Source organism: Mycobacterium sp. E2238, from assembly GCF_001672665.1.
GTDB lineage: Bacteria > Actinomycetota > Actinomycetes > Mycobacteriales > Mycobacteriaceae > Mycobacterium.
On record NZ_LZKF01000134.1, the window covers coordinates 1 to 12,380 of the forward strand.

At 65.2% G+C, this 12,380-nt stretch carries 12 protein-coding genes, 1 other RNA gene and 1 pseudogene; 12 read left to right on the forward strand and 2 right to left on the reverse strand.

The window, feature by feature from the left end:
* Window positions 1-165, forward strand: a pseudogene (locus A5711_RS11095) (cyanoglobin); the annotation flags it as partial.
* Here the strand turns inward: A5711_RS11095 and A5711_RS11100 are convergent.
* The gene (locus A5711_RS11100; protein WP_067946366.1) at window positions 166-1,533 is read right to left on the reverse strand and encodes an FAD-dependent oxidoreductase; all 1,368 of its coding nucleotides are present in this window, start codon (window positions 1,531-1,533) and stop codon (window positions 166-168) included. It abuts the pseudogene before it with no gap.
* A 163-nt stretch (window positions 1,534-1,696) separates the two neighbouring features.
* On the opposite strand from A5711_RS11100, the gene prfB reads away from it, so the two are divergent.
* The 11 genes from prfB to A5711_RS11155 all read left to right on the forward strand — a co-directional run bounded on the left by prfB (window position 1,697) and on the right by A5711_RS11155 (window position 11,255).
* Window positions 1,697-2,803: a peptide chain release factor 2 gene (prfB, locus tag A5711_RS11105; protein ID WP_067946368.1), complete on the forward strand. Its 1,107-nt coding sequence runs from the start codon at window positions 1,697-1,699 to the stop codon at window positions 2,801-2,803.
* Window positions 2,793-3,779: a mechanosensitive ion channel family protein gene (locus tag A5711_RS11110; RefSeq protein WP_067946370.1), complete on the forward strand. Its 987-nt coding sequence runs from the start codon at window positions 2,793-2,795 to the stop codon at window positions 3,777-3,779. The genes prfB and A5711_RS11110 overlap by 11 nt, the downstream gene beginning before the upstream one ends.
* Entirely contained in the window at window positions 3,776-4,261 is a 486-nt protein-coding gene (locus tag A5711_RS11115) for a hypothetical protein (RefSeq protein ID WP_067946372.1), read from the forward strand. The genes A5711_RS11110 and A5711_RS11115 overlap by 4 nt, the downstream gene beginning before the upstream one ends.
* Window positions 4,262-4,304: 43 nt before the next feature.
* Entirely contained in the window at window positions 4,305-4,994 is a 690-nt protein-coding gene (gene ftsE / locus A5711_RS11120) for a cell division ATP-binding protein FtsE (protein ID WP_066952188.1), read from the forward strand.
* On the forward strand, window positions 4,995-5,888 hold the full coding sequence (gene ftsX, locus A5711_RS11125; protein WP_067946374.1) for a permease-like cell division protein FtsX: 894 nt from the start codon (window positions 4,995-4,997) through the stop codon (window positions 5,886-5,888).
* Window positions 5,889-5,890: 2 nt separating this feature from the next.
* Window positions 5,891-6,400: an SsrA-binding protein SmpB gene (gene smpB / locus A5711_RS11130; protein ID WP_067946377.1), complete on the forward strand. Its 510-nt coding sequence runs from the start codon at window positions 5,891-5,893 to the stop codon at window positions 6,398-6,400.
* A gap of 92 nt (window positions 6,401-6,492) precedes the next feature.
* Window positions 6,493-7,242 carry an EamA family transporter gene (locus A5711_RS11135; protein WP_197520781.1) on the forward strand — a complete coding sequence of 250 codons (750 nt, stop codon included), beginning with the start codon at window positions 6,493-6,495 and terminating at the stop codon, window positions 7,240-7,242.
* A gap of 46 nt (window positions 7,243-7,288) precedes the next feature.
* A complete protein-coding gene (locus A5711_RS11140) occupies window positions 7,289-8,134 on the forward strand; it encodes a maleylpyruvate isomerase family mycothiol-dependent enzyme (protein WP_067946381.1) in 846 nt (281 codons plus the stop codon).
* A gap of 99 nt (window positions 8,135-8,233) precedes the next feature.
* Window positions 8,234-8,601: a transfer-messenger RNA gene (gene ssrA, locus A5711_RS11145) on the forward strand.
* Between the two features lie 151 nt (window positions 8,602-8,752).
* A complete protein-coding gene (locus A5711_RS11150) occupies window positions 8,753-9,946 on the forward strand; it encodes an aldose epimerase family protein (protein WP_067946383.1) in 1,194 nt (397 codons plus the stop codon).
* 664 nt (window positions 9,947-10,610) lie between these two features.
* The gene (locus tag A5711_RS11155) at window positions 10,611-11,255 is read left to right on the forward strand and encodes a cutinase family protein (RefSeq protein ID WP_369829928.1); all 645 of its coding nucleotides are present in this window, start codon (window positions 10,611-10,613) and stop codon (window positions 11,253-11,255) included.
* 648 nt (window positions 11,256-11,903) lie between these two features.
* Here the strand turns inward: A5711_RS11155 and A5711_RS27905 are convergent.
* A complete protein-coding gene (locus tag A5711_RS27905) occupies window positions 11,904-12,038 on the reverse strand; it encodes a hypothetical protein (protein WP_255398245.1) in 135 nt (44 codons plus the stop codon).
* Between the last annotated feature and the right edge of the window lie 342 nt (window positions 12,039-12,380).

Here is a 12,380-nt window from a genome sequence, read left to right on the forward strand (position 1 = left end):
CACTTCTTGCGCTGGCTCACCATCTGGCACGCCACGGTCGACGACATGTACCGCGGACCGGCCGCGGACCGGGCGAAGGTTCAGGCCGCCAGGATCGCCTGGGCCATGCACCGCCGGCTGACCGGACTCGATGCGCCCGAACTGCTCGCCACCGTCGCCCCCTGATCAGCCGTGGCTGATCCGCAGCAGCTCGGCCAGGTTGGGCAGCTTGACGCGGGGGCGGCCGTGCGGCTCGCCGGCCGCCCGCTCATGGCGGTCGATGATCTCCCAGTGCGCCGAGGTCACCAGCTTGGGCTGGCGTGAGGCGAGCCACTCGGCCAACTTGTCGGCGTGGTCCTTGGGGAACTCGGCCATGCCGCCTTCTTTCGCGCGGTCCAGGTCGGCGAGCAGGGTGTCGACCGTGTCCTGGGAGTCCTTCTTATTGGTGCCGATGACACCGGTCGGCCCGCGCTTGATCCAACCGACGACATATTCGTTGCGGCTACCCTCCACCCGGCCCGCGGCGTTGGGGATCGTCGCCGTCTTCTCGTCGAACGGCAGCCCCGGCGTCGGCACACCGCGGTAGCCGACCGACCGCACCACCAGCTGAACCGGCAACTCCTCGCGCTCGCCGGTGTCCTTGGCCGACACCCGCCCGTTCTCGTCGGTCACCAGTTCGTTGCGGCCCAGCACGATCCGCTCCACCCTGTCCTCGCCCTTGATCTCGATGGGCGAGGTCATGAAACGCAGCACGATCCGGCGGTGACCGGGGCGCGGCTCGCGCTGTGCATAGCCACGGAGCACGTTGATGTTCTGCTTGGCCGTCTTGCCGGCCGCGGCGGCGTCCTCGTCGGTGATGCCCTCCAGCTGGGCGGGATCGACGATCACGTCGACGCCTTCGAGGTCTCCCAGCTCACGCAGTTCGAGGGTGGTGAAGGCGGTCTGCAGGGGCCCGCGCCGGCCGAGGACCACCACTTCCTCGACGCCGCACGGCCGCAGTGACTCGAGCGCGTGATCGGCGATGTCGGTGGCGCCCAGCACGTCGGGATCGGTGACCAGGATGCGTGCCACGTCGAGTGCAACATTGCCGTTGCCGACCACCACGGCGCGGGCGCCCGAAAGGTCGGGCGTCGCCTCCTCGAAGCTGGGATGCGCGTTGTACCAGCCGACGAAGTCGACGGCGGCGACACTGCCCGGCAGGTCCTCCCCGGGGATGTTGAGCGCGCGGTCGGACTGCGCACCGACGGCATAGACGACGGCGTCGTAGCGTTCGGCCAGCTCACTGGACTGCACGTGCTCACCGACCACCACGTTGCCGAAGAACCGGAAGCGGGGATCTTCGGCGGTCTTTTCGAACTGCTTGCTGATCGATTTGATCTTCGGATGGTCGGGTGCGACGCCGGAGCGCACCAGCCCCCACGGGGTGGGCAGCATTTCCAGCATGTCGACGGCCACATCGATGTCCTCGGACGCATCGGCCGCCTTCAGCAGGGAGGACGCGGCGAAGAATCCCGACGGTCCGGAGCCGACGATTGCAACGTGGTATGGGCGCATACTCGACCTTCTATTCGTGCCCGGTTAGCGCGCGGGGGGCTGTCGGCGCGCAGCGCGGGGCGCACATGATCGTGACTCGATGCTAAACGCATGACCGCTGGTCGTGGCCTGAGCACTCGCCGGGAGCCGATGCGCTTGGCGGGTCCCGGTAACGTTGTCCGCTGTGGAACCCGATCGTCAAGCCGATATCGCCGCCCTTGACTCCACCCTGACCACGGTGGAGCGGGTGCTCGATGTGGACGGTCTGCGCGGTCGCATCGAGAAGCTCGAACACGAGGCGTCCGATCCTCAATTGTGGGATGACCAGGCCCGCGCGCAGCGGGTGACCAGTGAGTTGTCACACGCCCAAGGGGAGCTGCGGCGGATCGAGGAGTTGCGGGGACGCCTCGACGACCTGCCGGTGCTCTACGAGCTGGCGACCGAGGAGGGTGCGGCGGACGCGCTCGCCGAGGCGGACGCGGAGCTCAAGGCGCTGCGGGCGGATATAGAGGCGACCGAGGTGCGCACCCTGCTCTCGGGGGAGTACGACGAGCGCGAGGCGCTGGTCACCATCCGATCGGGGGCCGGCGGGGTGGACGCCGCCGACTGGGCCGAGATGCTGATGCGGATGTACATCCGGTGGGCCGAGCAGCACAAGTACCCCGTCGAAGTGTTCGACACTTCCTATGCCGAGGAGGCGGGCATCAAGAGTGCGACCTTCGCGGTGCACGCTCCGTTCGCGTATGGCACGTTGTCGGTCGAGCAGGGCACCCACCGATTGGTGCGGATCAGCCCGTTTGACAACCAAAGTCGACGTCAAACGTCGTTCGCCGAAGTCGAGGTTCTTCCGGTGGTGGATACCACCGACCACATCGACATTCCGGAAGGCGATGTGCGCGTGGATGTTTACCGCTCCAGCGGTCCCGGCGGCCAATCCGTGAACACCACCGACTCGGCGGTTCGTTTAACCCACATCCCAACGGGTATCGTCGTGACTTGCCAGAACGAAAAATCGCAACTGCAGAACAAGATCTCGGCGATGCGCGTGCTTCAGGCAAAGTTGTTGGAGCGCAAGCGTTCCGAAGAACGCGCGGAGCTGGACGCGTTGAAAGGCGAAGGCGGCAGTTCGTGGGGCAACCAGATGCGCTCCTACGTCCTGCACCCCTATCAGATGGTCAAGGACCTGCGGACCGAGTACGAGGTCGGCAATCCGGCGGCTGTCCTGGACGGAGACATCGACGGGTTCCTGGAAGCGGGAATCCGGTGGCGCAACCGAAAAGATGACGACTAATACAACTCTTCTCGCCTCGTTGAAGGCGCTGGGCTGGCACGACTTCTGGCGCGGTGACGTCGGGCAATGGATCATCACCCGCGGTCTGCGGATCGTGATGGTGCTGATCGTGGCGGTGCTGGCGGCCCGGTTCGTCAACTGGGTCGCGCAGCAGGTGACCCGTCAGCTCAACCTGGGCTTCGCCGAGAGCGACGCGCTGGTGCGCTCGGAAGCCTCGAAGCACCGTCAGGCTATGGCGTCGGTGATCTCCTGGGTGTCGGTGGTGCTCATCGGCATCTGGGTGATGATGCAGATCGCCGACGTGCTGCAGTTCTCGGTGGGCGGACTGGTCGCGCCGGCCACCGTGGTCGGCGCCGCGCTGGGTTTCGGCGCGCAGCAGCTGGTGCGAGACCTGCTCTCCGGTTTCTTCATCCTGGCCGAACGGCAGTACGGATTCGGAGACCTGGTCACGCTTACCGTCGTTTCCGCGACGGAGGCCAGCGGCACCGTCGAGAACGTGACGCTGCGGGTGACCCGGCTGCGCTCGCCGGACGGCGAGGTGTTGACCATCCCGAACGGCCAGATCGTCAAGGTGGTCAACCTGTCCAAGGATTGGGCGCGCGCGGTGGTGGACATCCCGGTGTCCACGAGCGCCGACCTGAACCGGGTCAACGAGGTCTTGCACCAGGAATGCGATCGCGCCATGGATAACCCGGTGTTGGGCGAATTGCTGTTGGACGCCCCCACGGTGATGGGCGTGGAGAGCATCGAAGTCGACACCGTCACCCTGCGGCTGGTGGCCCGGACCCTGCCCGGCAAGCAGTTCGAAGCGGGCCGGCAGCTGCGTGTCCTGGTCATTCGGGCGCTGGCCCGCGTGGGCATCGTGACCTCGGCGGACGCGACGGTGGGCCTGGTGGAAGACCCGTCGGTCCCGGCCGCCCAGGCCGCCGAAGAGCGAATCGACAATGACGTGCAAGGTGCGGTGCAGAAGCGTTGAAGTTCACCCTGAGCATCTTCGAGAAGCGCAGCGAGGACTCGGATGCGGACCGTCGCTGGCCGCACTACATGTTCGGCGGGCGAGTTCGCACGTCGACCTTGGTGTTGATCGTCGCTTTCTTCGTCGTGTGGTGGGTCTACGACACCTACCGTCCGGAACCGGCGCCCAAGCCGCCGGCGCAGCAAGTGGTACCTCCGGGTTTCGTGCCCGACCCCAACTACACCTGGGTGCCGCGCAGCCGCGTGCAGCAGCCGCCGCCCACCGCCACGTACACGCCGACGCCGACGAGCACGCCGCCGCCACCACCGCCCCCACCGCCGGTGACGACGACCACGACGACGCCGCCGGTGCAGCTGCCGCAGCTGCCCTGCCTGCTGCCGCCGCCCTTCTGCCCACCCAGCACGAGCGCCACCACACCGCCGCCTCAGCTACCGCAGCCGGGGCCCGGGCCGGCGCCTAGTTCACCGCTGCCGGCCAGTTGACTTGGCTTGCCAGCGAAATTCACGGCTACACTGGCGTGCCGTGATGATCACCCTGGACCATGTCAGTAAGAAGTACAAAGCGTCGGCGCGTCCGGCGTTGGAGGACGTCAACGTCAAAATCGACAAGGGTGAATTCGTCTTCCTGATCGGCCCGTCGGGCTCCGGCAAGTCGACGTTCATGCGGCTGCTGCTCGGCGAGGAGAACCCGACCACCGGCGACATCCGGGTGTCGAAGTTCCACGTCAACAAGCTGCGCGGTCGTCACGTGCCGAAGCTGCGTCAGGTGATCGGGACCGTCTTCCAAGACTTTCGCCTGTTGCAGCAGAAGACCGTCTACGAGAACGTCGCCTTCGCCCTGGAGGTGATCGGCAAACGGACCGACGCGATCAACCGCGTGGTGCCCGAGGTGCTGGAAACCGTCGGCTTGTCCGGCAAAGCCAACCGACTGCCACACGAGCTGTCCGGTGGCGAGCAGCAACGCGTCGCAATCGCGCGCGCGTACGTCAACCGGCCCCTGGTGCTGCTGGCCGACGAGCCAACCGGGAATCTCGACCCGGATACCAGTAAGGACATCATGGATTTGTTGGAGCGGATCAACCGCACGGGGACGACGGTGCTGATGGCGACCCACGACCACCACATCGTCGACTCGATGCGTCAGCGCGTCGTTGAGCTGTCGCTGGGACGCCTGGTCCGCGACGAGCAGCGCGGCATCTATGGGATGGACCGCTAAGTGCGCTTTGGCTTCCTATTCAACGAGGTCCTGACCGGGCTGCGTCGCAACGTCACGATGACGGCCGCCATGATCCTCACGACGGCGATCTCCATCGGCCTGTTCGGGGGCGGTCTGCTGGTGGTCCGGTTGGCCGACAACTCGCGGGAGATCTATCTCGACCGGGTCGAGACACAGGTGTTTCTCACCGACGACATCTCCGCCAACGACGCGACGTGCGCGTCTGGCCCGTGTAAAGCGCTGCGGGACAAGATCGATGCCCGACAAGACGTCAAATCGGTGCGCTTTGTCAACCGGCCGGACGCCTACAACGACGCGATCAAGAAGTTCCCGGAGTTCAAGGACGTGGCCGGCAAGGAATCGTTTCCCGCGTCGTTCATCGTCAAACTGAACAACCCTGAACAACATTCGGAGTTCGATGCGGCGATGCAGGGTCAGCCCGGCGTGCGCAGCATCCTCAATGAAAAGGATTTGATCGACCGGTTGTTCGCCGTTTTGGACGGTTTGCGTAATGCCGCGTTCGCCGTCGCCCTGGTGCAGGCCGTCGGGGCAATCCTGCTGATTGCCAACATGGTCCAAGTCGCCGCGTACACGCGGCGCACCGAGATCGGGATCATGCGGCTGGTCGGCGCCAGCCGCTGGTACACCCAGCTGCCGTTCCTGGTGGAGGCGATGCTGGCCGCGGCGATCGGTGTGGCCATCGCGGTCGTCGGCTTGGTCCTGGTGCGGGCGTGGTTCCTGGACAACGCGCTAAGCCAGTTCTATCAAGCGCATTTGATCGCGAAGGTCGACTATGCCGACATCCTCTACATCTCACCGTGGTTGTTCCTGCTCGGCGTGTCGATGGCCGGCCTGACCGCCTACGCGACGCTGCGCCTCTACATCCGGCGGTAGCTGTGGCCAAAGATCCCGGCCGGGCCAAGGCGGCGGGCGGCAAGCGCGGCAGCAAACAGATCATTGCCACCAATCGCAAAGCGCGGCATAACTATTCGATCCTCGAGGAGTTCGAGGCCGGAGTGGCTTTGCAGGGTACAGAGGTGAAAAGCCTGCGCCAGGGCCATGCTTCCCTTGCCGACGCGTTCGCAACCGTCGACGACGGCGAAGTGTGGTTGCGCAACTTGTACATTCCGGAGTATCAGCACGGTAGCTGGACCAACCATGAGCCCCGTCGCAATCGAAAGTTGTTGTTACATAGGGCACAAATTGACCGCCTGGTCGGAAAGATACGAGATGGTAACCTCGCCCTCGTGCCGATGTCTCTGTATTTCTCCGAAGGAAAGGTCAAGGTCGAGCTCGCGTTAGCGCGCGGCAAGCGAGCGCACGACAAACGTCAGGACATGGCCCGCCGCGATGCCCAGCGCGAAGTGGTCCGTGAATTGGGTCGCCGAGCCAAGGGCATGAACTGATCGGGGCCGCTTACGCCCAGCTGTCGGCCGTTACGTACGGCGTCAGCGATTTTGTGGGCGGTGTAGCCGCTCGACGGGTAGCCGCGCTGCGCGTGATGCTGGTGGTCTATCCGATCGAGACAATCTTGCTGGGCGCGCTGGCGCTCGCCGTGGGCGGGCCGGTCGCGGGCGGCGCCGTCTTCTGGGGCTGCCTCTACGGCGTCGGAATGGCCGTCGGAATGTGGGCGTTCTTCGCCGCGCTGGGCGCCGGCCCCATCTCGGTCGTCTCACCGTTGGCGGCGGTCCTCAACGCCGCCGTGCCGGTGGCGGTCGGTGTGGCGCTGGGGGAGCGGCCGGGCCCGGGGGCCTCGGTGGGCGTCGTGCTGGCTCTGGTCGCGGTCATGCTGGTGAGCCGCGAGGCCACTGCCGAAGGTGTCACGCCGTATCGGTTCACCCCTAAGGTCGCGTGGCTGACGCTGCTGGCCGGCTCCGCGATGGGGCTGAACCTGGTCTTTCTCCACCAGGCGCCGCACGCGTGCAAACTTTGGCCGCTGGTGTTCGCCCGGCTCTCGGCCACCGTGGTGATCTTCGTGATGGCCGCGGCCAGCAAGAATCTGCGGGCGCCGCGCGGGAAGCCGCTGAAGTTGGCCTGGGCCGTGGCGGTGCTGGACATCTGCGCCAACGTGACCATGCTGCTGGCGCTGCACACCTGGTTGCTGTCGCTGGCCAGCATCATGATCTCGCTTTACCCGGCGGCCACGGTCGTGCTGGCGATGGTGGTGCTGCGCGAGCGGCTGACCCGCTGGCAGGGGTTCGGCATGGTGATGGCCATGGGGTCCGTGGCCATGATCGCCGCCAGCTGACGGCGGCGCCTGTCGATGAGGTAGCCCATCGGCCTACGATCCGAGCATGGCCGATCGCCCTGTCACCAAGCTTGACAAGTCCGAGGTGCTCGCTGGTTTGTTCGCGGTGTGGGACGACATCACCGCGCTGCTGGACGGGCTGCCGGAAGCGGAATGGCAGGCGGCCAGTCCGCTGCCCGGCTGGGACGTCAAGGCGCTGGTGGCGCACATGATCGGCACCGAATCCTTCCTCGCCGGTGTCCCCGCGCCCCAACCCGACATCGACGTCTCATCGCTCGAGCACGTCCACCACGACATCGGCGTGATGAACGAGTGCTGGGTGCGTCACCTGGCCGCCGAATCCGGCGCGGACGTCCTCAAACGCTTCAAGGACATCACCGACGACCGGCGCAAGGCGCTGACGGGCATGTCGGCCGAGGAGTGGGACGCCGTGACGCTGACGCCGGTGGGTCCCGAAAGCTACGGGCGGTTCATGCGGGTCCGGGTGTTCGACTGCTGGATGCACGAGCAGGACATCCGCGAGGCGCTGCGGTGGCCGCCGTCCGACGACCAGCTCGTTGGGGCCGCGTCGGCACTCTCGCTCGACGAGATCGCCGGCACGATGGGCTACGTGGTCGGCAAGCGGGCCAAAGCGCCGGAGGGTTCGCGGGTCTTGTTCGAGCTGACCGGCCCGCTTTCCCGCACCATCCGCATCAGCGTCGATGGCCGGGCCCAACTGGTCGACGACTTCGGCGGCCAGGAGCCGACGGTGACGATTCGGCTGGACGGGTTGCAGTTCACCCGGCTCGCCGGCGGGCGGCCGATGTGCCCGTCCCGGTCGCAGGACATCGACCTCGGCGGCGACAAAGAGGTGGCCGCCCAGGTCGTCGAGCGGCTGAACTTCGTGATCTGATCGCAGCTCGGGACCGGAACATAACTCCGTTGCCGCGCGTTGATAGCGGCGTACCATAGATTGTCCTGCCGAAAATCGGCGGGGATGAGCGATAGACATGGGGCTGAAAGGTTTCGACATCGCGCATCGAATCAAGGGAAGCGTGCCGGTGCAGGCAAGAGACCACCGTAAGCGTCGTTGCAACCATATAAGCGCCGATTCACATCAGCGCGACTACGCTCTCGCTGCCTAAGCGACAGCTAGTCCGTCAGACCGGGAAAGCCCTCGACCCGGAGCCTGGCGTCAGCTAGAGGGATCAACCGATGAGTTCGGTCGCGGGACTCATCGGGACACCAACAGCGACTGGGATCGTCATCCTGGCTGGTTCGCGTGACCGGGAGATCCGAGCAGAGGCATAGCGAACTGCGCACGGAGAAGTCTTGAGGGAATGCCGTTGGACCCGGGTTCGATTCCCGGCAGCTCCACCAAAGGGCCGCAGAGATGCGGCCCTTTTCATGTGCCAACCGATGGCCCTGGATCGAATGCTTCGACCCGGTGCGTCCAATGGACGATCCTTACCTCATCATGAGCAGTAATTCTGGCGCACAGGTGGGATCGGTACGAGTACGAGGAGCGCCCATGCGCGGCGAACGATTGCTTCGACGGATCGCCATCGCCGGTGTAGCGGGCTTGGCGGCATGTAGCAACACGACGACCAACTCCACCACGGGCAGCGGTAACGCATCGATACCCGCAGGGCCGCTGTCGATCACCAGCGAGCCGTTCGGTCAGGTGGGTGAGACGCCCGTGCGCCGCTATACGCTCACCAGCGGGCACGGCATGAGGGTGCGAATCCTGACCTACGGCGGCATCGTTCAGTCGATCGAGGTCCCGGATCGCACCGGAGGTATGGGCAATGTGGTACTGGGTTTTCCCACCCTGGACGGCTACCTGAACAACACCGGATCCGCCAAGACCTACTTCGGCGCGATCGTCGGCCGCTATGGCAACCGGATCGCCAAGGGGGCATTCTCGTTGAACGGCAACGAGTATCACTTGCCGATAAACAATAACGGCAACAGCCTGCACGGCGGCACCGCGGGTTTCGATACCAAGGTATGGCAGACCGACCAGCAGAACGACAGCGGCAGCGTGGGCTTGAAGCTTCAATATGTCAGTCCCGCAGGCGAAATGGGCTATCCGGGGACGCTGACGACAACCGTCACTTACACCGTGACCGAGAAAAACGAACTGCGCATCAACTACCACGCGACCACCGATGCGCCGACCGTGATCAACCTGACCAACCACAGCTACTTCAACCTGGCGGGTGAGGACACGCGCGACGTGTATGACCAGAAGGTCACCATCCACGCCGACAATTACACGCCGACTGACCCCACTCAGATCCCGACCGGGCAGGTAGCCCCGGTGCGGGGCACACCGTTCGACTTCACCTTGCCGACCGCGATCGGCGCGCACATCACCGCGAACGACCCGCAGCTGTTGCTGGCCCACGGTTACGACCACAACTGGGTGATCAACCGCGGCAACACCACGGGTCTGGTGCTAGCGGCCAGGGCCGAGGACCCGCAGACGGGGCGCACCCTGACCGTCTCCACAACCGAGCCCGGCGTGCAGTTCTACACGTCCAACTTCATCGCGGGCGCGTTCACGGGCGCCAGCGGGCACATCTACCGGCAGGGCGCGGGATTCACGATGGAGACTCAGCACTACCCGGACTCGCCGAATCACCCGAACTTCCCGACCACCACGCTCAACCCGGGCCAGACCTACGATTCGACAACCGTTTTCGCCTTCGGCACCGTATAGGCGCCTGTGCGGGCGCCTATCTGCGATCGGGCCTCACCCGAACCCACCTTTGCCCCGACCGTGCTGCCGTTCGCCGGCCAACCAAGCATCGTGGCTGTGACCGCGAATGTGGCCGGTAGACGGCGGCGGCAACGTCTACGTCACCGAGTACAAACGGGTGCTGAAGTTGCCTCGCGGGCGATGGCATGCCATGTGGTCGGCCTCGCGCAGGTGGTTTCCGAGCCTCGGGCATCGGACGCTCAGTTCTCAAACTTGAGTCATGATTCGTCTCATTAGATATGGGACGGGAACCTTTGTCGGCGCCTCAGCCCGGCTCCACCACCGTCGACCACCACTTGAACAGCGGGGCCAGATCGTGGCCTTCGGCCCAGGCGAGCATTCGACCGGAGTCTGTCGTCCACAACACGACCGGGTGATCGCCTTCGCCGAATGCCGCATGCAACAGTCCCGGCTTGCGTACGTCGCCCCGTCGTAGGCTACGGAAAAAGTGTCCCCTGGGACCCGCCCCGTTGCTCCCAACTGTGAGAGCTGCCAACCGGGCGGCGACCACACCAAGGGCAACCACCATGAGCTTTCATCGCCGGACCGGCGCGCCGAGGCCGTCAAGGCGGCCCACAGGGTCGTTCCGAAATCGACTTCGAAGCGACGACATGACATGCAAGCCGTGACCGCACACCCGATTTCTGGTCCGCTCGGCGCGGCTGTCGTTGCAGCGTGGGCGTCGCTGACCGCCGCCTCGTCCCTGCCATCCGCTACCGCGGCTCCCTGCTCCGACGTCGACGTGGTTTTCGCCCGGGGCACATCCGAGCCCCCTGGCGTCGGGGGGGTCGGACAGTCATTTGTGGATTCGCTGCGTTCGCGAGTCGGACCGAGGACTGTCAGCGTCTACCCGGTCAACTACCCCGCCACCAACAATTTCCGTACTTCCATCGCTGCCGGCGCCAATGACGCGAGCGCTCATGTCCAGTCCATGGCGGCAAACTGTTCGAACACCAGGATGGTCCTCGGTGGGTACTCCCAGGGTGCGGCCGTGGTCGACGTCATCACCACGCAGATGCCACCCGGTGTCGCCAATCATGTCGCCGCCGTCGCTGTCTTCGGAAATCCGTCGGCGTCGGGCACATTTGCACGGACGATGGCAGCCGGCGCGCTTCCCACCATTGGTCCGCTATACGCCCCGAAAACGATCGACATGTGTATGCCCGGGGATCCGATTTGCACGCGTGGTGTGACCATGGCACCGCATGGTCAGTACATCCAGTCGGGTATGACAAACCAGGCGGCGACATTCGTCGCGGGCCGGTTGTAGGGACGAATCAGTCGTCTTCGCCGATGCGCTTCGAGACTGAAGCATCTGCAGGTCACAACCAGTTTCTGGCGATTCGATTGCCGGCAGCTCCACTGAGAATGTGCTGTTCAGAGCGGTAGATGGGGGACGCGCCGCAACTAGGTCAAGACACCTGGGTTGGATTACGCCCGAGGTGAGCGGCTTTAATCGTCATACGACGCGATGTCACGTAGGGCACGCCCGACACCGCAGTACGAAACGCGTAACAGATGAGCGAGGGAGGGGCTCTCATGACCTATCGCCGTCTTGCTTGGGTGCTCGGCGCGGTGGCGGTGGTGGCGGCGGCCATCATTCCCGTCCAGGCCCATGGCGAGCCGCCGACGAAGTGTCTGACCAACACTCCCAAGGGCAAGCAGGTCTACGTGCCCTGCGATCTACTCAACGCCGGCGCCAATTTCCCGCCCGGGCAGCGTTGTCCTCCGCCGCTCGAGCAGTACCCGAAAGATGTGGCGGACTGGTGTGGCGAAGGCCCGGGCCTTGCGAGTACGACGCCTACGACTCCTACGACTCCGACGAGCCCGACGAGCCCGACGAGCCCGACGAGCCCAACGCGGCCTACGAGTAGTGCGACCTCGACCAGTCCGACCAGTTCTACGACCCCGACGAGTCCTACGAGTTCTGCGACCTCGACGAGTCCCACGACTCCTGCGACCTCGACGAGTCCCACGAGCCCGGCGGCCCCGGCCGATGCAGGGCTTCCACCGGCAACTCGCGGTTGATCACCTGTTCGGCGACCACGCACATTTGCGTCCTGGTATTGCGTGAGATTCCGCGGAGCACTGCCAAGGATTGCGCGGCGTCGGAGAGCGGGAATGCCTGGATCTGAGCGCGCGCATGCTCGCCGCGGTGAAGCGGGCACAGGCCAGGGCGCTCACCGAACTTGCGGAATTACCCGGCGACTGCGGACAGGCCGGCTAGAAGCAATGACCGACAGCGCCAATTCGAGTCAATTCTGGCCCGGAGAAGTCATCGCGCAAGCCACCGACATCATCAGCGAGCGCTTCAAACTCGACGCCGCGCAATCCTTGGCAGTGCTCCGCGGAATCTCACGCAATACCAGGACGCAAATGTGCGTGGTCGCCGAAC

Excerpts from the sequence above, each read along its gene's own strand:
- A5711_RS27905 (WP_255398245.1), bottom strand. The coding sequence starts at position 12,038 with ATGTGCGTGGTCGCCGAACAGGTGATCAACCGCGAGTTGCCGGTGGAA.
- A5711_RS11150 (WP_067946383.1), top strand. The coding sequence starts at position 8,753 with ATGCGCGGCGAACGATTGCTTCGACGGATCGCCATCGCCGGTGTAGCG.
- A5711_RS11140 (WP_067946381.1), top strand. The coding sequence starts at position 7,289 with ATGGCCGATCGCCCTGTCACCAAGCTTGACAAGTCCGAGGTGCTCGCT.
- A5711_RS11100 (WP_067946366.1), bottom strand. The coding sequence starts at position 1,533 with ATGCGCCCATACCACGTTGCAATCGTCGGCTCCGGACCGTCGGGATTC.
- ftsE (WP_066952188.1), top strand. The coding sequence starts at position 4,305 with ATGATCACCCTGGACCATGTCAGTAAGAAGTACAAAGCGTCGGCGCGT.
- A5711_RS11110 (WP_067946370.1), top strand. The coding sequence starts at position 2,793 with ATGACGACTAATACAACTCTTCTCGCCTCGTTGAAGGCGCTGGGCTGG.